This window comes from Mucilaginibacter sp. L196, assembly GCF_009765905.1.
In the GTDB taxonomy this organism is placed as follows: Bacteria; Bacteroidota; Bacteroidia; order Sphingobacteriales; family Sphingobacteriaceae; genus Mucilaginibacter.
In genome coordinates this window covers 1433716-1454341 of the sequence record NZ_LMUO01000019.1, presented here as the reverse complement: position 1 = coordinate 1454341, position 20626 = coordinate 1433716, and the positions used below count along the sequence as shown (strand labels likewise).

Here is a 20626-nt window from a genome sequence, read left to right as displayed (position 1 = left end):
CTTGCCTGGCTGGCAAACACTTTGGAAAGGCTATGCCTTTTTTCAGTCCTTAATGATCGGCTACAAATACGCTAATAACAGCCCGTGATTTTGTGGGTTAACTTAAACTCGGAAAGGACCCTGCGGAGACTGGAAACTAAAGCCAGTGTGGGTTAGAAATATAGCTCCTGCCGCAAAGTTTTCCGCTCATTGTTTCAGGTACCGAAGTGCAACAGCCCCCGACTTAAAAACCGTCGGCTCAACAAGCTTTAATTGTAATTTCTCTTGCAGGTTGATACCTTCAAACAACCGTCTCCCGTCTCCCACAACCAGCGGGTGAACCACAATACGATATTCATCAATCAGACCGAGCGCTGCAAGCTGCGAAGCAAGATCTACACCGCCGACTAAAATATTTTTGCCTGGTTCCTGTTTCAATTTAAGCACTTCTTGGTGCAGGTTTGTACGAACGATCCTTGTTTTTTCGTCTTCAACGCTGGTTAATGATTTTGAGAAGACAACAATTTTTTCGACGGCAGTAAATGCATGGGCATATTCTATATCTGAATCCCTATCACCTTCAGGATTTTTTGCAACATCGGGCCAATAAGGAACCATCAATTCATAAGTTTTTCGTCCGTAAACGAATGTACCGGTACCCCGCACCAACTGGATAAAATAGTCCATAGTATCTTCACTGGGGAAAAATTTGGTATGGTCGCAGCAGCCATCTAAGCTCGTGTTGATTGCGAAGATTAACTTTCTCATTTGATTGCTTTTAGTTTTTTGGTGACTAAAAATAATAAATTTTCAAAATAGTATTAGTGGGTTTTTTATGGGTGTCTTAAGAGGTCTCCATGCACCATATATTTACTAATCGCGGACTAAACCCTACGGAGACTGGATTAACTTTTCGATAAATACAAAGTACCCGGCAGACGTTAATTCAGTTTACACCATGCAGCTGTTGCGGCTATAGCGCTCCGGCATTTATGCTATCTGTTTTTTTCGTAAATCGTTTGTTTGATTATTTCAGCTTCATTTCCAATACTTCATTCTCGTCTTTAATCTCAACAATAGTATTCAGTAGATCTGCATGTGCAACATTATAGTATTTGGTATCATAATAGTCTGTCCGGTCGCCGTAATTGCCGTACCCGCTACCTGTATACTGGTTGTATGAGCCTGTAGATGTCCAGTTTAGCAACCCTTCGATGTAGTATTTTCCAGGCTTTAAGTTTGGAAAAGTAAATTCGCCGGCACTATTAGTAATAGCGTAATAATGATACTTCCATGCTTCATTGGACATATAGGCAAATTTCAATTTTTTATAATTAGCTTGTTTCCTGAGTTCCAAGTATTCAAGTAAATACGGTGTTACCGGAAACAATAATATTTTAATCCTATTAGCATAAATACGCGGAGCAAATGGAGCTTTATATCCAAACGAGGTTTTGGGTTTTGTAAATGCTACGCCTTTAATTGTTGCTTTCCCCGGTGCAAGTGCACTTTTTGCTGCTATAACATCAAAATTTGTTTGTGGCATCAGCTTAATAGTGTCTATCGTTTTTTCCGGTTGAACATACTGGGCCATACTCAAACAATGTGTGCAAAGTATCAAGAGTATTATTGTACTAAATTTAAAGATCTTCATAGTAATAGTGCTTTTTAATGTTTTATCTTAACAATATTCGGTAGCTTTTTGTTTTTTGGCCGACGGCTTTAGCTTGTTGTCGGTGTTTTCAACATGGGTGTTCGGAAGATCAAAAAAGGGTCATGCTGAGCGTAGTCCAAGCATGCGGGCAGGCCTTTACGCTAACCCTTCGACTATGCTCAGGATGACCCCCACTACACCTAATTTATTCGAGTACAATTGAATTTTTTTAATATTCTGAACACCTATGGTGTTTTCACCGCACCACTTTTATCCACAAAAAAAGGGCACAGTCCTAAAACTATGCCCTCTTGAATCTTACTTCTTGAATCTAGTACCTGTAGTACTCCGGTTTAAACGGACCTTCAACCGTAACGCCGATATACTCAGCTTGGTTTTGATCTAATACTTCCAGTTCAACACCAATTTTGGCAAGGTGCAAACGGGCAACCTTTTCGTCAAGGTGTTTAGGTAGGGTGTATACTTTGTTTTCGTATTTATCGCCATTGTTCCAAAGCTCTAATTGAGCTAAAGTTTGGTTGGTAAACGAGTTACTCATCACAAAACTTGGGTGGCCAGTTGCGCAACCTAAGTTTACTAAACGACCTTCAGCAAGCACGATAACGTCGCTACCGTCGATGGTGTATTTATCAACCTGTGGTTTAATTTCAATTTTGGTATTGCCATAAGCACCGTTTAACCAGGCCATGTCAATCTCGTTATCAAAGTGACCGATGTTACAAACAATCGCTTTGTCTTTCAACGCGCGGAAGTGTTTCTCGCGTACAATGTTCATGTTTCCGGTAGCGGTAACAATAATATCAGCCTCGCTAATTGCCGTATCTAATTTCTTCACTTCGAAACCTTCCATAGCTGCCTGTAAAGCGCAGATCGGGTCAATTTCAGTAACAATAACACGTACACCCGCGTTGCGTAATGAATCTGCCGAGCCTTTGCCCACATCGCCATAACCGCAAACAACAGCCACTTTACCGGCCATCATCACATCAGTAGCACGACGGATCGCGTCAACCAACGATTCACGGCAACCGTATTTATTATCAAATTTCGATTTGGTAACCGAATCATTCACGTTAATAGCTGGCATTGGTAATGTACCTGCTTTAACACGCTCATATAAACGGTGAACACCGGTAGTGGTTTCTTCTGATAAACCTTTAATGCCGCTGATCAACTCAGGGTATCTATCTAATACCATATTGGTTAAATCGCCGCCATCATCCAAAATCATGTTTAATGGCTTGCGGTCTTCACCAAAAAATAAAGTTTGCTCAATACACCAGTCAAATTCCTGCTCATTTAAACCTTTCCAGGCATAAACAGAAGTTCCGGCAGCTGCAATAGCCGCGGCAGCATGGTCCTGAGTTGAAAATATATTACATGACGACCAGGTAACTTCTGCACCCAGTTCAATCAAAGTTTCTATCAAAACTGCAGTTTGAATAGTCATATGCAGGCAACCTGCAATGCGCGCGCCTTTTAATGCTTTTGATGGTCCGTACTCTTTACGTAAAGCCATTAAACCCGGCATTTCTGCTTCGGCTAATTCAATCTCCTTGCGGCCCCATTCAGCTAATGAAAGGTCTTTTACCTTGTACTTGGTGTATGCTGTCTCTACTGATGACATATTGTTTCTGATTATTTGATTGCAAAATTAAGTAATATAAATGTGAATTAAAACTTGTTTAACCTCACTCGGCCTTATAACCTCTACCCGGCCTCCTCCTAAATTTAGGGGAGGTGTCGACAAAGGGGGCGGAGGGGGTAAACTTTTGGGCGTTGCCTGCGGCCCAGGCTTTTCAGGGCTGCGCTTAGCTCTGGCCCCTCCTCCGTCTGGCTCAACCCTTCCAATCCTTAACGCGAAACTCACCCCGACATCGCTCGGCCGCTTGTCGGCCCTCTCTTCGCCTACGGCGGAAAGAGGGCGAAAGAAAATTGAAGACTGATGTTGACTGATACTATTTGCTTTTAATAATTGTACCTACCCTCTTTCCGCCGCAGGCGAAGAGAGGGTGGTCGAGCGAAGCAATGACCGGGTGAGTCAACTCTGCATTCAAAATCATCCTAAAAATCTCATAAATCCTAAAAGTCAAGGTGCGTTCAAACCTTTTCCCCCAAAAATCATTGTCCTATTGAACAACAATACATAACAAGCGACACCCCATGATAGAGCACGCATTCATCATAGCCATGATCGTATTATTCATCCATGCATGCAGTTGGCAGGGGATGATATTTGAAGGGATAAAAAAGCTGATAAAACCCGAGGGGCATCTCTACAAGCCAATATACGGCTGCCCCATCTGCATGACGCCCTATTACGGTACCATCATGTACCTGTTGTTCTTCAGGCTTTCATTTGTAGATTGGCTGCTGACCATCGGTACAGCAGCCGGTATGAATGTAATATCGGTATTATTGATTGATATTAAAGATGGTGTTTGCCTAAGTGCCAAAGTAGAGGAGCGTAATAGCGACAACTAAACCTCTATCAATTTGGGTTTTGCTTTACTTGCCGTTTGGTTACTTTGCGCCAGTTTAGCATTTTGCGTCATCGATAAACTTCCGTTATACACGGCGCCATTTTCAACTTGTAATGTTTGGGTGCGTATTTCGCCGGTTACTTTTCCGGTTGCCCTTATTTCTAACGAAGTAACTTGCAAGTTACCGGTTATCGTACCGTAAACTACCAATTCCTTGGTAACTACATTGCCCAATATCGATCCTTTTTCACCCAATATCAAGCCTTCATCAACCATCACATCGCCTGTTATCTGGCCGTCGATGCGTGCAAAATCGGGTGCTTTTAAATTACCATCCAAAATACAGCCTTCGCTAATCAGTGTCGAAATGGATTGCATATCAAGGGCAACTTTATCTTTTTTAAAAAGTGACATGGTATATTGTTTGTTAGTTGTTTAATGATAAGTAACTGATAGGATTTACAGGCTTGCCATTTTTGCGTACCTCGTAATGCAGGTGATTGCCTGTTGACCGCCCGGTTGAGCCAATTTCGCCAATTTTTTCACCCGCGGTAACTTCCTGCCCAACTTTTACGGTAATGCGCGAAAGGTGGCCATATAAAGTTTCGAAGTTGTTTTTATGCTGAATGCGTACGCAATTGCCATAACCGCCAAACCATCCGGCAAAAACAACCCTGCCATTAGCGGTGCATTTAGCCGCGTCGCCGCGTTCACCTTTAAAATCAATCCCGGGATGAAACTCTGCATGGCCGCCATCAAATGGATCGCTCCGGTAGCCAAAGTATGATGTTAATGAACTAATGCGCGGATAACCCATCGGTGTAAAAGCCACAGCAGTTAAAAAACGACTCAAATAATCATCATATAACGAGTATTTTTCTTCATCAGTAAGTTTGCTGGCATCTTCTTCGCCGCCATTGCCACCAACCGCTTTGGTCGAAAAACCACGCAGACCACGTTTCTTTAAATAAGAGTTTATAGTTTGCAGCTTGCCCTCAATTTCCTGTATATAAGTTTGTGCTTTGTTTTGGCTTGGAGCATTCACAGCCGGGGCTGGTGGAGGAATTGCATTTTTAAGTTTTATTATCTGGGCCTGCAATTGTGCCTTTTCTATTTCTTGCTGTTTGTTTTGTCTGTTTAAGTAAAAAATAGTGCCCGAAAGTATCACTATTAAGCCCAGTACGCTTGCCACATAATGCTTTAAACGGCTAATATGTTTGGTTTTTACCTGTAATGTTTTGGACGCCCCTTTGGTTTTATCCACAATTATTACCGTACTTATACCGGAGGGTTTAAATTTCATTTTTATTAATTAGGGATTGCAATATAAATAATCAGCTTAAATAAACCAACCCGTTGTAATGCACCGGCTTGTACGTAAAAGACGTAATGTTTGTTTAAACGTGACATAATAACTGTCGTAACAAGTCTTTATTGCGTCAGTAAAGTGTTAATATTCGGTTTTTTGGGTGTTAACTGCTAATCATTTATTATTTTTGTAATCAATTTAATTAGATAAAAATGTACCCAGAATATTTAGTTGCCCCCATGCGGGCCGAATTAACCACTGTAGGTTTTGAGGAGTTAAAGGATTCAGCGTCAGTAAAAAAAGCTATTGAAAGCGAAGGAACCGTATTAGTTATGGTGAATTCTGTTTGTGGATGTGCGGCAGCTAATGCCCGCCCTGCTGCACGCATGGCTACCCAAAGCGAAAAACATCCTGATAAATTCGTTACTGTATTCGCAGGTATGGAAACCGAAGCCGTAAACGCTGCACGTAACTACATGTTGCCTTACCCTCCGTCATCACCGGCTATTGCTTTGTTTAAAGATGGTAAATTAGTACACATCATCGAGCGCCACCAGATTGAAGGCCGCCCGGCACAAATGATCGCTGATAACCTGATTGGCGCGTTTGAGCAATATTGCTAAGTATTTTAAAAGAAATATCAAAAAGCCTGCATGTAAAACATGCAGGCTTTTTTGTACGCTAAAATTGAAACAAAAAAGCCGGAAGAATAATCTTCGGACCCTGACCGGTTTGTTGCCAGCATGTTTTTTAATTGTAATACGTTTTATTCTTCATCTTTCCACATAGATATGGTTAAAAAATTGCCTACCACATCACCAATATCCTGGTTATAGTAAACAATATCATTGGCAGGCATGGAAACTTCGTCTACAGTCTCATCTACGGTATTGTTATTTGAATCATTAAAATTAATATCTGCACCAAACCACCATTCGTCTCCTTCAACAGAAATGTCAATGGTGTAAACACCCGGCGCTATATAACCGAAATCATAATTGCCATCTGGACCTCTTTGAAATTCAGCCGTGTCGAATGTGTAATTGTTGGATCCGTTAGATATGCTAACCGAATACTCCTCAGACTGGTAAGAGGGCTCCTGAAGGTAAACCCGGACATAGTTTACCGCATTACTTTTGTTTGACTGCAATTTTGGGTTGAGAGCTTTTACAACTGTTAATTTCCCCGTTGATAAATGATGTAAATGTTTTAGCGGAAAGTATTTCATTGCCGAAAAGAGCGTTTGGTTTTGTTTGGCAAGCGGCTGCTTATTGCCTGGGTCAATTGCTTTTGATGTGTTAAAAGTAAAAATACACAACAACATTGCCAATGGCAAAACGGGTTTAAAGGTTTTCATATTATTGAGATTATGGTTTATAATTAGCCTAAAGATAAAGCCATATTTAACTATTAATTTATACAATATTGCCCGGTCTTTTTAATATATTATCCGATATGAGATCAAAATATTCTTATAAATTCCTGAAATAGAAGATAAGATTAAGGCAATAACATTCATAAGTGTAATCACAAAAACTCGCGAGGCTTCGTTACATTTAATCTAATGCTTAGCGCAGCTATACCAGAGAAAAAAACATGTGCCTCCGCACAGACAAGGCCCAAAAAAGCACCCCAAAAACGCGTTAATTTAAGTTATCAACAGCGTTAAATTCCTGTAAACAAGCATTCTGCAAAACTGAATACGAAATCAAGGTACTTTACCCACAGGGTGTTGAAAACTCAAAATAGAATTCTGCTTTTGAGAATAATAGATTTGAGTAACGGCCTCTAAAATCTTTTAGCCGGCCAACTCACTATAATTCAATACGAAAATGGGCAGCAAAATATCAAAGAAAACACCAGGCACTGGCGGAAAAGGATTAAAGGTTGATAGATACTTCACCAAAGATGGAGTAAACGTGTTTGACCTGTTCAAATATGAGAAACGCTCGTCGGTAATCCGCAACCCTTCCGGTGATGCGGTGTTCGAAATGAATAATGTTGAGGTGCCCGCCGCATGGTCGCAGGTAGCTACCGATATCCTTGCTCAAAAATATTTTCGCAAAGCTATGGTGCCGCAAGCCGATGGTACAACCGGGTCAGAAAATAGCATTAAGCAGGTGGCCCACCGCATGGCTAATTGCTGGAAGGACTGGGGCTCACGCTACGGTTACTTCGCATCGCAAAAAGATGCTGATATATTTTATGACGAAATAGTATATACTATAACCGGTCAGCTGGCAGCACCAAACTCACCGCAATGGTTCAATACAGGCTTACATAGCTCTTATGGCATCACCGGCAAACCACAGGGCCACTATTATGTTGATCCAATTACCGAAAAGTTAAGCAAATCGACTTCAGCCTACGAACGCCCGCAGCCACATGCTTGTTTTATTTTATCAGTGGATGATGATTTAGTGAACGAAGGCGGCATTATGGATCTTTGGGTTCGTGAAGCGCGCATCTTTAAATATGGTTCAGGGGTTGGCACCAACTTCTCCAAAATCCGTGGCGAGAGCGAAAAACTTTCAGGTGGTGGTTACTCATCAGGCTTAATGTCGTTCCTTAAAATAGGCGACAGGGCAGCCGGAGCAATCAAATCAGGCGGAACTACCCGTCGCGCAGCCAAAATGGTTTGTCTTGATCTTGATCACCCGGAAATTGAAGGTTTTGTAAATTGGAAGGTTGAAGAAGAGAAAAAAGTAGCCGCATTAATAGCAGCAGGCTATTCTTCGGATTATGAAGGCGAGGCTTATCGCACCGTATCCGGTCAAAACTCAAACAACTCGGTTCGTATACCCAACAGTTTCTTCAATGCCTTGAAAGAAGGCAAAAATTGGGAGTTGACCAGCCGAATGACTGGCAAACCTATCAAATCTATCTCTTCACAAAAATTATGGGATGATATCGCTTTCGCGGCATGGGCTTGCGCCGATCCGGGTGTGCAATATGATAGCACCATCAACGAGTGGCATACCTGCCCCGAAGGCGGCCGAATCAATGCCTCAAATCCTTGCTCAGAATATATGTTCCTGGATAATACGGCTTGTAATTTAGCATCCATCAACCTGGCACATTACTTCGATCCAAAAACACGTGCGTTTGATGTAAAGGGTTTTGAACACACTTGCCGTATCTGGACCATCGTTCTGGAAATATCTGTTTTGATGGCACAATTCCCTTCAAAAGAAGTTGCTCAGCTGTCCTACGATTACCGCACCCTTGGTTTAGGCTACGCCAACTTAGGTTCTGCCTTAATGGTGAACGGTATCCCATACGATAGCGATAAAGCCCGCGCAATTGGCGGCGCTATCACCGCGATCATGACTGGTACTGCCTATGCAGCATCCGCCGAGATGGCACGTGAGTTAGGCGCATTTAGCGAATACAAAAATAATAAGCAACATATGCTGCGTGTAATGCGCAATCACCGTTACGCTGCATATAACTCTACCGGAAACTACGAAGGCTTAGAAATTTTCCCTCCGGGAATCGATCAAAAACAATGTCCGGATTACCTGCTTTCTGCCGCTTGCAATGCGTGGGACAAAGCAGTTGAAATGGGCGAACAGTATGGTTACCGCAATGCCCAAACCACCGTTATTGCGCCAACCGGCACCATTGGTTTGGTAATGGATTGCGATACTACCGGTATCGAGCCTGACTTTGCTTTAGTGAAATTTAAAAAGCTATCAGGTGGTGGTTACTTCAAGATTATTAACCAGGCAGTTCCTGAGGCCTTAAGCAACCTGGGCTACCAGGATCATGAAGTTAAGGCTATTGTAAATTACGCCAAAGGAGCAGCTACCTTAGCAGGAGCTCCGCACATTAACGTAGATACCCTAAAAGCAAAAGGCTTTACCCAAGATGAGTTAGAGAAATTAGATAAAGGATTAGTTTCCGCATTCGAGATTAGCTTCGCGTTCAACATCTGGAGCCTCGGCGAAGAATGCTTAAAACGCTTAGGTATCACTGCCGAGCAATACAATGCACCTGACTTTAACGTACTGCGTACTTTAGGCTTTAGCCGCAAACAGATCAACGAAGCCAATGAGTATATCTGCGGCACGATGACGCTTGAAGGCGCCCCATATTTAAAAGAAGAACATTATCCGATATTCGATTGCGCCAATAAATGCGGTGCAAAAGGCGAGCGTTATATCCACGCACATGGCCACATTAAAATGATGGCAGCTGCACAGCCGTTTTTGTCAGGCGCTATCTCAAAAACAATCAATTTGCCAAATGAGGCTAAGGTTGATGAGATAAAAGATTGTTACGAATTATCATGGCAATTAGGCTTAAAGGCCAATGCACTTTACCGTGATGGTTGTAAATTATCACAGCCATTATCTACCAAATCCGACGCTAAAGAAGAAGCCGAAGAAAAGCTGGATACCGTTGAAGAAGTTTTAGGAGAAGCTGCTAATGTAAAACTAAGCGACTTAACGCCCGAGCAAGTATTAGAAGCCGCCATGGCCATTATGGAGCGCTCAAAAGACACCAGCTTTATGCGCCAGCTATCTCGCGTGGTACAAAAGAAGAGCCTGCCATACAAACGCCGTGGATTTACCCAAAAAGCAACTATTGACGGCCAAACGGTGTTTGTTCGCACAGGTGAATATGAGGACGGAACTTTAGGCGAAATATTTGTGGATATGCACAAAGAGGGCGCGACCTTCCGCTCGTTGATGAACTGCTTCGCTATCGCGGTATCAGTAGGTCTGCAATACGGTGTTCCTTTAGAAGAATATGTGGAAAAATTCACCTTTACTCGCTTTGAACCGGCAGGTATGGTGATGGGGCACCCGAATATTAAAAGCTCAACATCAATCATCGACTTTATATTCAGACTATTAGGCTACGAATACCAAAACCGCACCGATCTGGTACATATAATTACCGAGCAAAACGCGGTAACCGGTAATCCTCAAATGCAGGATAGCGATGTTAACCCTGATGAAACCAACGTTTATGCCCCGGTAAAAAACGATAGTGGCGTAACCAAAAAACAAGCCATGACAGTGGATCTAAGCATGGGTGTACAAAGCGATGCGCCGAGTTGTAATGTTTGCGGACATACTACGATAAGATCGGGTACCTGCTACAAATGTTTAAACTGCGGTAACTCTATGGGTTGCAGTTAATCACGAATTTATACAACTAATATTCAGGTTCTCAACCACCTGGATATAGTGTTCAGTTTATATGTTAATTATTTGAGCCCTGCCCGGTTGCCATCGGAGCAGGGCTTTTTTGTGAAGATGATCTAATTCCCTATTCCTGCAAATATACCGGCTTCCATAAAAAAGCGGTTCAGCGGCGGGATGCTATTAATAGTTACACTTTTATATGGAACGGTTGTAGTGCCATCGCTATTAATGGTAGTATGCGCATTATCATTGTATCCATAAGTCCATTGCCGGTCGTTAAACGGATCATAACCTGCGCTTAAATAGAACCCAGCGTTAAACGATGTTTTTTTATGCTTGCCGAAATGAAAATGCAAATTGTTAAGATAGTTTTTACTGGTTAAGCCAATATAATACGAACTATATTCCAGCTTTAACTTTTTACCTTGTTGGTCGGGTGTTGGCGTATAATCGATTGGTGCCATATCTGTCCGTTTAATGTATAACTGGCCAAAATCAAAATCTACCCATGATGACAGCCTGCTTTGTGCCGTCGTTAATTGCAGGCCCAGGTGCGCTGTGGTAAACGCAAATGAATTTGCACTATACTGAAGCCCCACATCATAGGTTTTTATAAAGAAAGTAAGGTCGCCTTCGATATTTATGGGGTTATTTATTTTTCTGTGATAGTTTGTTAATGTCCAGTTGTTAAAGCCGGGGTTGTTCATAAATGTTTGATGCGCTCCGAGTGATAGAACAAAAACGTTTTTAATAGAGTCGTTAGCGGCAAGCTGTGCAAATGATCCTCCCGCTGCTGTTAATAAAAAAAGCAGCAAAACTATCTTCTTCATGCGGATAGAAATTGGTTAGTATAAATCTACAAAAAGATATAATTTATTGATTTTTAGTTGAGTAAAATTGGAGTTACACGAGACGATAAACCAGTGAAATGATAGTTACAAACTTTCTTACCTTTGCACAATGTTCGAAGTAATTCTTAAAAAAGGTAAGGAAAAAGCGGTACTACAGCGCCATCCATGGGTGTTTTCCGGCGCTATTGAGCGTGTAAAGGGCAGCCCGGAAAATGGTGATATTGTAAAATTATTAAATGCCAAAGGCGATTTTATGGCTTATGGTTTTTATAACGATCAATCGCGCGTGGCCTTACGCTTGCTGGAATGGGACGAGAACACTGTGGTAGATGATACTTGGTTCCGCGAGAAAGTAGGTGTTGCTGTAAAAAGCCGTGCCAATATTTTGGCAGATGGTACTACAAACACCTGTCGCTTGATTTTCAGCGAATCGGATTATTTGCCGGGATTAATCGTAGATAAATACAATAACCATTTGGCTGTACAGATCCTTACCTCGGGTATTGAAAAGGTAATGCCCGTTATTATTGATGAACTGAATAATCTATTAAAACCCGAAAGCATTTTCGATAAAAGCGACGCTTCATCGCGCGAGCACGAAGGTTTACAAACCTCAAACGTGGCGCTTACTTTAAACAGTCCGCCGGAAAATGTGGAAGTTAAGGAAAACGGCATCGTTTACAACATCAACATCGCCGAAGGCCAAAAATCAGGTTTTTACTGTGATCAGCGCGATAATCGTAAAATAGTGGCAAGCCACGCCAAAGGCAAAAAGGTATTGGATTGCTTTAGCTATACCGGTGGTTTCACTTTAAACAGTTTACACAACGGCGCATCATCAGTTACCAGTGTGGACAGTTCAGCCTTAGCTATTGAGACGCTGCGCGAAAACATCAAGCTAAACAACCTCGATGCAGCAAAACACATCGCCATACAATCCGACGTTAACAAACAATTAAGGGCTTTCAGGGAACAGGAAGAAAAGTTTGACATCATTGTGCTTGATCCACCTAAATACGCCCCATCGCGCTCGGCGTTAGATAGGGCATCCCGTGCTTATAAAGATCTGAATAGATTAGCGATGCTATTGCTTAACAATGGCGGCTTATTAGCCACCTACTCCTGCTCAGGTGCCATGAACATGGAAACCTTTAAGCAAGTACTAGCCTGGGCTGCACTGGATGCAGGAAAGCAGGTACAATTTATCTATCAATTTTGCCAACCCGAAGATCATCCTGTAAGGGCATCATTCCCAGAAGGAGAATATTTGAAGGGACTATTGTGCCGGGTCTGGTAAGAATCAAGATAGCTGCGAAAAAGATATTATAAAAAAGAGCCGGTAAATTAGTTACCGGCTCTTTTTTGTCTTGATTCTTGACTCTCTAATTAAACTTCACATTACCATAGTTCGAATTAATGGCAATCGTTTTACCACTATTGGCTCTGCCTATATACCCTTTATAGCTTTTGGTTGAGTGGAAGCCTTTTTCACCATCATCGGGTGTTTTAGCGGTTACGGTAAATGCATGCTCGCCGTAATTAAAATCACCGTAGCGGGTTACTATCGCAAAGTCGGCATTTTCGTCGCCGCTAAGACCAATGTCTATATTGGAGTAGGATGAAGATATGTCTAAACTCTTTACTGTTCTATCCAGATCGCCAATTTGTAAACCACCGCCATATCTTAAGTTTATAGTTGCCGAAGTATGCAATTTGCCTATTTTAACCGGGCTATAACTTACATCTGCCGTAAGCGCATTTACCGATCCAACAGTAAGATCACCGTAAGAAAGCTGGATAGTGGAATTGTTTAAATTGTCTATGTTGGCATTGCCATATTTTACTCTTAGCGTGCTTTCATTGGTTAATGACCTGGCCTTAAGACTGCCGTAAGAGCTATTTATAGTAACTTTCCCGTCCAGATCCGGTAAATAAATGCCGCCGTAACGATTATCAATTACCAGTTCGTTTTTTGCAGGCATATAAACAATGTAGTTAATCTCCATTTTCCTGCTTGAGCCACCCTGAAATACCGAATACCATGAACTTTTTACTTCGCCTATAATCGTTCTGAAGCTGATTAACGATCCATTTTTAGCATCGCTTATGTTAACATTATCCAGTAGTTTCTGTGTGGCATCGTCACTTCCGGCCGAAACCTTTATTTGAACATCTACTTTAACCTCATTCCTGTTCCAGGTGTTAACTGTAACATTACCATATTTATTTTCTATCGATATTATATCATTTGCGTCAGCAGGATAGGTTTTGCTATAATTTTTAACCCTGTCGTCATCATCATTGGTAGTAGTTGTTGTGATAGTATTAACACCTGCATTGCTAACAATAACATTTACCTGCGGGGCAATATCATCTATATCAGCATCTACATTGATGTTTTTTACTGCAGCCATTACCTGTGCATTGGCTTGTACGCTTAATTTTTTTAGCTGTGCATTTAACTTATGCAGCTTTACTTTAATAACTCTTGTATTTATAGTGGTTGATGTATTGGTTGATACAATTACCGGTTCCACATTAATATCCGCTGGAGCAACAGGCTCTACTACTGAATCTGTTGGCGCGATTGCCTTAACCGGAGTTTGGGCAAGGCTTGTTAAGCTTATGGCGAAGCAAGCGGCAACTATTATAATTGCGGAATTAAATATCTTTGGTTTCATTTTTTTGATCTTTTTTATCATGGTTGTATTGCTCAATCGCATTCAATTGCTGGTTAAGCACCTCTGTTTGTATCTGTAAATTCTGTATCATCGCCCGCAAAACAAGCTCCTGGTTGGGGCTGTTGGCTAAATCGCTATTCAGTTTTTTATAAGTCGAATCCATTTGCGCTATTTCCTTACTAAACTCCTGGTACAAAGCCGGGTCGCTTTTAGCAATTTGTTTAAGCTCAGTACGCTTAGTTTCCACAAGCGATGCATAGTGCATTTGTTGTTTGGCATATTCCGGGTTAATATCCGCTAGGTCAACACCTCTCTTTTCTATACTCTTTAAAAATACTATAAAGCTTATCCCCATTACCAATATTACGGTAGCCGCCACACGCAGCACAAAGCCTATGGTGAATGTTTTGGCTTCACGCTTTTTTGGCTCTTCGGGTAATTGTTTTTCAATCTCCGCCCATAAGCCCGCTCTTGGTTCAAGGTCATCAAATTCCTCTCGGTTCGCCCTGATAAAATCTTCTAATCGCTTGCTCATTGTGTTATCCCTTTCCTTTTTAATATCTCTGCTAATTTTCTTTTTGCCCTTAAAAACTGTGTTCTCGAGGTGTTTTCTGTAATGTTTAAAACCTGCCCTATTTCTTCATGGTCGTAACCCTCTAATAAATACAAGGATAATACCACCCGGTAACCATCCGGCAACTCTTTCATAGCATCCTTAACCTGTGCTACTTTAAATAACGTTTCTTCGTCACTTTCAAACTCTTCATCCGGTATATTGTCCAGTTGTTCGCCGTCAATATCAACCAGGTCCATTTTACGCTTCCGTAAAAGATTGATGGAACGGTTTACCACAATTTGTTTAAGCCAAAGGCCAAATGTGGTTTCCTGCCTAAAATCTTTCAGTTTATTAAAAGCATCTAAAAACGATTCCTGTAATACATCTTCAGCCTCGGCAATATTGCCCACTATCCTAAAGGCGACGTTTAACATCGCTTTAGAATATAACTTGTACAGCTCGTAGCAGGCTTTTTTACTACCCTGCTTACACTCAACCACCAGGTTGTAATGCTTATCAATGTATACAGATTCCAAATTTTGCAGCTTTCATATAACAAGACACAGCGTTTTTTAGAACGTTGCATGAAGATAAGATTATTTTATTTTGATGGAGGAGGAGTGTTTAACAAGAGAAGTGGATTTGGGCGTTCCCGCTGATAGAAGCGGGCAGGCTATTCGCTCATACTACATAGGCCTTAACTATGGGCCGGTATCCGCTACTATCCTTAACGTGAGGAGCACCTCCCGATAGCTCTACAGATTTGTCATTCTGTGCATAGCGAAGAATCTGTACGATGTAAACTACTTTACAGATTCTTCGCTATGCACAGAATGACAAAGTTTAATACTTTCAACATATTCTTTCACATCGAGGCAGATACCTACCCAATAAACTCATCAATAGCTTTAATCGCGTTATCATAACGGTCATCGCCTGTTCCGGAAATAAGCACATAACGGGCATCCAAAGCCTGCAGCTCTTTCAACCAAATGCCCATAAAATGCTCACGCATATGCGGGAAATCGCGTAACGGGTCTTCCTCCCAGGGTAAGTCAATATCTAATAACAGGTAAAGGTCATAAGGGTGCTTGGGCAATTCGTCCAAAACCTCCTGTGGCGTACGACCAAAGGTATAATCGCTCCATATTTTTACCGTAATAAACGTGGTATCGCAAATAAGCAACCCATTGGCCAGCGGTAGCATAGCGGCTTCCAAATCCAGCTGGCCATAAAACATATTGCGTTCATCCTGCCATGTGCAGGGCTCGGTTAGCTTTGCGCAATAATCGCGGGCGTATTCAGGTACCCAAATGGTATTATAATACTTCGCCAAATAAGCCGACATGGTTGATTTACCCGTCGACTCCGGCCCTACAATAGCAATTTTTGGTATAGCCATTATTTAACTTTTGAGGATAACCAGCTATTGCGGAAATCCTGTTGTTCCTTAGTTAATGTTTTGCCCGCTTTTTCAAAAGTAACCACTTCAAAGTATGGGTTTTCTTCTAAAGTTACCGTAGCAGTATGCGCGCCGGTACGGTTTTTATAATCAACCACTATTTTATCGCCAATGTTTTTTGAAGCAACAACATCATTAAATGATTTTGCATCGGTAATCACTTTACCATCTGCCTTTAAAATAATATCACCTGCATCTAAACCTGCTTTATAAATAGGTGAGCCAGCCAAGGTTGTCGACTGCAATGCAAGCCCTTCGGTAGCCGTTACATTTGCTGAACCAGCTCTTCTCCGTCCATAGCCATAACCCAGTGGACCAGCCCAGGCTTTACCCGGAGCGGCTTTTTGTAATATTAAACCCGCTTTAGCCAGCAATGCTTCATAGTTGTTTTTTTCTACTCCGTAGATGTAACGGGTAAAAAAGTCATCAGCGAATTTAGGATTGGTAAGCTTGCCCAGTATTTTTTGCAGATCGGGGATGGTATAAGGCCTTTGTACCTTGCCTACAGCAAGCCAAACAGCTTTCATATAATCGTCAAGTGTCAGGTTAAACTCGCTGCGTAAACGCAGGTCAAGCGCTACGGCGGTAGCGCCTCCGTAGTAATAATAAGACAGATAAGTATTGTTGCTGTTAACCGGATCTATAGATACCCCGTTATCGGCATACACCGCGTAACGGCTCATTTGTGTTTGCGGATATTTAGCCGCCGCCGGTGAGTTTAATACAGAATTGATTAAGCCCGACAATGTTTGCGTATAATCATCCACACTATGAAAGCCTGCACGCACTAATAGCATTTCGCCATAGTATTGGGTAAACCCTTCGGCAAACCAAAGTTCGCTGCTCATGTTGGCATGTGAAAAGTCAAACGGTTCTAATGATTTTGGGCGGATGCGTTTCACATTCCAGCAATGGAAATACTCGTGCGCGAATGTGCTTAGTTCGTCAATTTCGTTACCGGCAATTTGCTTGTCCGTTTCCACAATACAGGTGGAGTTACGGTGCTCCATGCCATCGCCGGAATTTGACGGATAAACGTCATCTAAAAAGGTGTATTCGCCATAGTCATATGAAGGTAGCTCGCCATAAACAGCCTTTTCTTCCAGTACAACTTTTTGTACCATTTTACCAAAGTTGTCTATCGTTTCCTGGCTATCGTCGGAGTGAGCTACCAAGTTTATTTTTTCTGTTTTGCCGTCAGTATTTACAACAGGCCAGCTGGTTTCTTTAAAGTTGGAAAGCTCGGTAGGGCTATCAAACAAATATTGCAGGTTTGGCGCCGAGTAAATATTATCGCCAACATGCGGTAATTGCGTAGCTACTTTCCATCCATAAGTATCCAGATCATTAAATTCAACTTTTATCGGGCGGGCATCCTGACCTACGGTCCACAGAAAAACAGCAGGAAAATTTAGGTGGGCGTGACTTGGGTCGATGCAGGCATAAGTGCCGTCTGTCCAATCAGCAAAAAGGGTATAGCTTACTTTTACTATTTCGGGATGTACCTTTAATTCATATAAATCGCCTTCAAGTTGTATCAGATCAAGCACATTGCCATCAACATCCGTAGCCTTAACATTATAGATGTTTTTCCCAAATTCGTGAGTTGCATATCGCCCGGCGGATGAGCGGCTCATTCTGAATTTTATAGGGCCATCAGTAGTTTGCGGCAGGGTCATTACAATTTCAGCCTCGTGGTGGGCCGCATTAGGGAATGATATGGAATAAAATATTGGTTTTAGGGCAGTTTGAGCAAAAGCACCAATGGCAAATGCCGTTGCAACGAGTATTAAAAACAGCTTTTTCATATTCAGTTAAAATAAAGCTGAAATTAATATAAAATCACTAAACGGAAGCTATCAATTTCATTACAGATTGGATTCAATCAACAATCAGCCCAATCACCTTTTTCTAACATATTTCAACGTCAGCAAATTCATCCCGTTAACACAGTAGCCACTAATATTATTCTGATAAAGGTTTACCAAATTGTCATAATACAAAACCACCACCGGCGATTGCTGCATCATTAAATTGTCCATTTGCTGATAAAGCGCATAACGGGCGCTATCATTTTTTTCGAGATAGCTTTGGTTATACAGCGCATCAAATCGTTTACTACTAAACACGGTATAATTTGGGCCGATAGGCGCTCTATTCTTCGAGTAAAAAACCGACAAATAATTCTCGCCATCAGGGTAATCCGCATTCCACGATGCCCGAAAAAAGTTCACCCCGTTTTTGGCGATCAGTTCTCGCAGGCTTGCACCTTCCATCACTTCCACACGGGTTTTAATTCCTATTTGGTTAAGTTCGCCTTGTATATATTCTATCAGGTCGCGGTAACTGCTTACAGTGGTCAATGTAATTTCGGGCAAACCGTTGCCATTCGGGAAACCAGCCTCTGCAAGTAACCTCCTTGCTTTTTCAGGATCATAATTATAGCCCGTAACCTTTTTGTCATCAAAGCCAGGCATGCCCTTAGGTATAAACCCTGCATTACCCGGCGTACACATGCTGTTGCGCAAATATTTTATCATGCTTTGCCTGTCGATAGCATAATTAATGGCCTGCCGTATCTTCAAAAACCTTAATGGAGAATGCTTTAATATCGAAAGATTAGTATCTACTATTATCCCTAAATATTCCGTGTTTAAATAAGGGTGGGTAACAATAATAAACTTGCCTTTATATTTTTGTGTGATATGGCCGCTTTTTGTCAGAATATCATCGCGGTAGCTACCATTTATCCCGTTAAAAAAATCCAGGTCTTTTTTAATGAAAGCCATAAAAGCCGTTTGCTTATCAGGGATAAAGCTGGCCCGCACCGCATCTAAGTAAGGCAATTTGTTACCTATACTATCCCTTTCCCAATATCTTTCATTCTTTAAAAACACCAAAACCTCACCCTCTTTCCAGTACTTAAATTTAAACGGACCTGTACCCACTGGATGGCTTCTGAAATCCTTACCATAAAAATCGACTACTTCATACGGCACTACCGAGCAATATGCCGAACTCAACAAACTTAGTAAAGGAGGGAATGGTTGTTTTAATTGTATGCTAAAAGTGCTGTCGTTCAGCGCCACGAAGTTGTGCATCCCCGCAACCTTATCACTAAATATCCATGATCCGGATGAACCGACCTTGGCATCTATTAATCGCCCAAAGCTGTAAACAAAATCGGCTGCGGTAACCTTTCGCCCCAATCCATTTTTAAATCGGTCATCATCCTGAAAAAACACATCATTCCTTAAATGAAAAGTATATTGTAGCCCATCTGCGTTTATTTCCCAGCTTTTGGCAATACAGGGCTTCACCTTTAGGTTATCATCCAACTGTACTAATCCATTATAAAGCTGGTTATCCATCCAAATGGCATTTTGGTTCCGCGCAAAAGCAGGATCGAGCGAGGTAAGGTCATCATCAAGGTTAATATTGAAAATAGTTTTATGATAATCGCTACTATTAGTACCACAGGCGGCAACTAATAGCAACGAAATAGCCAAAAACCAATTAACCATTTTGTTCATATACTGCTAATATCGTTAAAATGTGGTTGTTCATCTTAACTTAGTAACACGCTCTATTTATTATTTTACAATAAGTGGTTTATTAAAATCATATTGTTTAATATTTATTAATAAATATTCTATAGTTAAAAAAAATTCGCATAACTTAGATTATTAAGTTTTTTGTTTTCCCTAAGAAATAAAAACTATTGTGAAACAGTCTAAACCTCTATTATTTATAGTATCCTTTGCAATATTTTTTTATTGCAGTTCATATACTTTTGCCCAAACTAAACCTCTGCGGGCAAATAGCCAACGCAAAGATTTTTATCTTTTATTAAAAGAAGCTGATCTTCAGTTTGCCTTCCCAACAGGATTTAATGAAGTTAAAGCAATAAACAACGACTACTTCTCTTTTGATTTCGCACTGGAAGAACCTCAACATAATTGCGAAATCTGGGTAATGGTTCGATCACAAAAGCAAAATTGGTTGAGCTATGAAAACGCCCGGAATAACAAAAAAGCGGAACTTGCTAATCCCGATTCTATGTATGTGGATATTGGCAAAGCCTATGCGATAGGGTTAACCGGCAACAACAACTATATGGTTCGTAATATACCCGCGGATGTACTCGCTGAGTATAACGCGGATGCGGGTAAATCATATTTATTAAACCTGCGCGATATGCCGGTAATTCATCATTACAAATATGCGCTGATTGTTTCCCTGCAAAAAAATCATACCGGAACACTGGTCGCCATCTTTTTTACCAATTATAAAGACCCTGATTTTTACCGCGATGTAAACAGTGTTAGCCATTCTTTTAAATTCACCCCCTGAAACCCCCGATTTTGTTAATAAGTTAACATAATTGCATTCGCATTTCAGCCCCAATATTTTATTTTTGTAAGAACACATTGCCGAAAATGTGTTTCACCCTCTTTCCGCCGCAGGCGAAGAG

General features: G+C 41.3%; 18 protein-coding genes. 5 read left to right on the top strand and 13 right to left on the bottom strand.

Annotated elements, in window-relative coordinates; translation table 11 throughout:
- Window positions 1–186: 186 nt before the first annotated feature.
- From GSQ74_RS22595 to ahcY, 3 genes are all read right to left on the bottom strand, one after another.
- Complete coding sequence (locus tag GSQ74_RS22595) at window positions 187–747, bottom strand: dihydrofolate reductase family protein (protein ID WP_158996452.1); 561 nt, start codon at window positions 745–747, stop codon at window positions 187–189.
- A gap of 259 nt (window positions 748–1006) precedes the next feature.
- On the bottom strand, window positions 1007–1573 hold the full coding sequence (locus GSQ74_RS22590; protein ID WP_158996451.1) for a carboxypeptidase-like regulatory domain-containing protein: 567 nt from the start codon (window positions 1571–1573) through the stop codon (window positions 1007–1009).
- Window positions 1574–1964: 391 nt separating this feature from the next.
- Complete coding sequence (ahcY, locus tag GSQ74_RS22585) at window positions 1965–3281, bottom strand: adenosylhomocysteinase (protein WP_158996450.1); 1317 nt, start codon at window positions 3279–3281, stop codon at window positions 1965–1967.
- 536 nt (window positions 3282–3817) lie between these two features.
- Here ahcY and GSQ74_RS22580 point away from each other — a divergent pair.
- Window positions 3818–4138: a hypothetical protein gene (locus GSQ74_RS22580; protein ID WP_158996449.1), complete on the top strand. Its 321-nt coding sequence runs from the start codon at window positions 3818–3820 to the stop codon at window positions 4136–4138.
- On the opposite strand, the gene GSQ74_RS22575 is transcribed toward GSQ74_RS22580, so the two are convergent.
- A complete protein-coding gene (locus GSQ74_RS22575; protein WP_158996448.1) occupies window positions 4135–4551 on the bottom strand; it encodes a polymer-forming cytoskeletal protein in 417 nt (138 codons plus the stop codon). The two genes, GSQ74_RS22580 and GSQ74_RS22575, sit on opposite strands and share 4 nt — an antisense overlap.
- A 13-nt stretch (window positions 4552–4564) precedes the next feature.
- Window positions 4565–5440: a M23 family metallopeptidase gene (locus GSQ74_RS22570; protein WP_158996447.1), complete on the bottom strand. Its 876-nt coding sequence runs from the start codon at window positions 5438–5440 to the stop codon at window positions 4565–4567.
- Window positions 5441–5658: 218 nt separating this feature from the next.
- Here GSQ74_RS22570 and GSQ74_RS22565 point away from each other — a divergent pair, with 218 nt between their 5' ends.
- Window positions 5659–6069, top strand: a complete 411-nt coding sequence (locus GSQ74_RS22565; RefSeq protein ID WP_158996446.1) for a BrxA/BrxB family bacilliredoxin — start codon at window positions 5659–5661, stop codon at window positions 6067–6069.
- A gap of 143 nt (window positions 6070–6212) precedes the next feature.
- On the opposite strand, the gene GSQ74_RS22560 is transcribed toward GSQ74_RS22565, so the two are convergent.
- Entirely contained in the window at window positions 6213–6803 is a 591-nt protein-coding gene (locus tag GSQ74_RS22560; RefSeq protein ID WP_158996445.1) for a hypothetical protein, read from the bottom strand.
- Between the two features lie 475 nt (window positions 6804–7278).
- Between GSQ74_RS22560 and GSQ74_RS22555 the strand changes: the two genes are divergently transcribed.
- Window positions 7279–10596: a vitamin B12-dependent ribonucleotide reductase gene (locus GSQ74_RS22555; protein WP_158996444.1), complete on the top strand. Its 3318-nt coding sequence runs from the start codon at window positions 7279–7281 to the stop codon at window positions 10594–10596.
- 122 nt (window positions 10597–10718) lie between these two features.
- On the opposite strand, the gene GSQ74_RS22550 is transcribed toward GSQ74_RS22555, so the two are convergent.
- Entirely contained in the window at window positions 10719–11432 is a 714-nt protein-coding gene (locus tag GSQ74_RS22550) for a hypothetical protein (protein WP_158996443.1), read from the bottom strand.
- A gap of 130 nt (window positions 11433–11562) precedes the next feature.
- On the opposite strand from GSQ74_RS22550, the gene GSQ74_RS22545 reads away from it, so the two are divergent.
- The gene (locus GSQ74_RS22545; RefSeq protein WP_158996442.1) at window positions 11563–12750 is read left to right on the top strand and encodes a class I SAM-dependent rRNA methyltransferase; all 1188 of its coding nucleotides are present in this window, start codon (window positions 11563–11565) and stop codon (window positions 12748–12750) included.
- An 85-nt stretch (window positions 12751–12835) separates the two neighbouring features.
- On the opposite strand, the gene GSQ74_RS22540 is transcribed toward GSQ74_RS22545, so the two are convergent.
- The 6 genes from GSQ74_RS22540 to GSQ74_RS22515 all read right to left on the bottom strand — a co-directional run bounded on the left by GSQ74_RS22540 (window position 12836) and on the right by GSQ74_RS22515 (window position 19685).
- Window positions 12836–14134 carry a hypothetical protein gene (locus GSQ74_RS22540; protein WP_158996441.1) on the bottom strand — a complete coding sequence of 433 codons (1299 nt, stop codon included), beginning with the start codon at window positions 14132–14134 and terminating at the stop codon, window positions 12836–12838.
- Window positions 14115–14669, bottom strand: coding sequence for a hypothetical protein (locus tag GSQ74_RS22535; protein WP_158996440.1), 555 nt, complete (start codon window positions 14667–14669; stop codon window positions 14115–14117). Before GSQ74_RS22535 ends, GSQ74_RS22540 begins: the two co-directional genes overlap by 20 nt.
- Window positions 14666–15226: an RNA polymerase sigma factor gene (locus GSQ74_RS22530; protein WP_158996439.1), complete on the bottom strand. Its 561-nt coding sequence runs from the start codon at window positions 15224–15226 to the stop codon at window positions 14666–14668. Before GSQ74_RS22530 ends, GSQ74_RS22535 begins: the two co-directional genes overlap by 4 nt.
- A 347-nt stretch (window positions 15227–15573) precedes the next feature.
- The gene (locus GSQ74_RS22525) at window positions 15574–16092 is read right to left on the bottom strand and encodes an AAA family ATPase (protein WP_158996438.1); all 519 of its coding nucleotides are present in this window, start codon (window positions 16090–16092) and stop codon (window positions 15574–15576) included.
- Window positions 16092–17960 carry a M61 family metallopeptidase gene (locus tag GSQ74_RS22520; protein ID WP_158996437.1) on the bottom strand — a complete coding sequence of 623 codons (1869 nt, stop codon included), beginning with the start codon at window positions 17958–17960 and terminating at the stop codon, window positions 16092–16094. The genes GSQ74_RS22525 and GSQ74_RS22520 overlap by 1 nt, the downstream gene beginning before the upstream one ends.
- A 93-nt stretch (window positions 17961–18053) precedes the next feature.
- On the bottom strand, window positions 18054–19685 hold the full coding sequence (locus tag GSQ74_RS22515) for an ABC transporter substrate-binding protein (protein ID WP_158996436.1): 1632 nt from the start codon (window positions 19683–19685) through the stop codon (window positions 18054–18056).
- Window positions 19686–19875: 190 nt separating this feature from the next.
- Between GSQ74_RS22515 and GSQ74_RS22510 the strand changes: the two genes are divergently transcribed.
- Window positions 19876–20505: a hypothetical protein gene (locus GSQ74_RS22510; protein ID WP_158996435.1), complete on the top strand. Its 630-nt coding sequence runs from the start codon at window positions 19876–19878 to the stop codon at window positions 20503–20505.
- Window positions 20506–20626 lie beyond the last annotated feature (121 nt).

What these genes read in the sequence shown, in the direction of transcription:
- GSQ74_RS22595 (WP_158996452.1), bottom strand. Translation starts at nt 747, where the DNA reads ATGAGAAAGTTAATCTTCGCAATCAACACGAGCTTAGATGGCTGCTGC.
- GSQ74_RS22590 (WP_158996451.1), bottom strand. Translation starts at nt 1,573, where the DNA reads ATGGCCCAGTATGTTCAACCGGAAAAAACGATAGACACTATTAAGCTG.
- ahcY (WP_158996450.1), bottom strand. Translation starts at nt 3,281, where the DNA reads ATGTCATCAGTAGAGACAGCATACACCAAGTACAAGGTAAAAGACCTT.
- GSQ74_RS22580 (WP_158996449.1), top strand. Translation starts at nt 3,818, where the DNA reads ATGATAGAGCACGCATTCATCATAGCCATGATCGTATTATTCATCCAT.
- GSQ74_RS22575 (WP_158996448.1), bottom strand. Translation starts at nt 4,551, where the DNA reads ATGTCACTTTTTAAAAAAGATAAAGTTGCCCTTGATATGCAATCCATT.
- GSQ74_RS22570 (WP_158996447.1), bottom strand. Translation starts at nt 5,440, where the DNA reads ATGAAATTTAAACCCTCCGGTATAAGTACGGTAATAATTGTGGATAAA.
- GSQ74_RS22565 (WP_158996446.1), top strand. Translation starts at nt 5,659, where the DNA reads ATGTACCCAGAATATTTAGTTGCCCCCATGCGGGCCGAATTAACCACT.
- GSQ74_RS22560 (WP_158996445.1), bottom strand. Translation starts at nt 6,803, where the DNA reads ATGAAAACCTTTAAACCCGTTTTGCCATTGGCAATGTTGTTGTGTATT.
- GSQ74_RS22555 (WP_158996444.1), top strand. Translation starts at nt 7,279, where the DNA reads ATGGGCAGCAAAATATCAAAGAAAACACCAGGCACTGGCGGAAAAGGA.
- GSQ74_RS22550 (WP_158996443.1), bottom strand. Translation starts at nt 11,432, where the DNA reads ATGAAGAAGATAGTTTTGCTGCTTTTTTTATTAACAGCAGCGGGAGGA.
- GSQ74_RS22545 (WP_158996442.1), top strand. Translation starts at nt 11,563, where the DNA reads ATGTTCGAAGTAATTCTTAAAAAAGGTAAGGAAAAAGCGGTACTACAG.
- GSQ74_RS22540 (WP_158996441.1), bottom strand. Translation starts at nt 14,134, where the DNA reads ATGAAACCAAAGATATTTAATTCCGCAATTATAATAGTTGCCGCTTGC.
- GSQ74_RS22535 (WP_158996440.1), bottom strand. Translation starts at nt 14,669, where the DNA reads ATGAGCAAGCGATTAGAAGATTTTATCAGGGCGAACCGAGAGGAATTT.
- GSQ74_RS22525 (WP_158996438.1), bottom strand. Translation starts at nt 16,092, where the DNA reads ATGGCTATACCAAAAATTGCTATTGTAGGGCCGGAGTCGACGGGTAAA.
- GSQ74_RS22520 (WP_158996437.1), bottom strand. Translation starts at nt 17,960, where the DNA reads ATGAAAAAGCTGTTTTTAATACTCGTTGCAACGGCATTTGCCATTGGT.
- GSQ74_RS22515 (WP_158996436.1), bottom strand. Translation starts at nt 19,685, where the DNA reads ATGAACAAAATGGTTAATTGGTTTTTGGCTATTTCGTTGCTATTAGTT.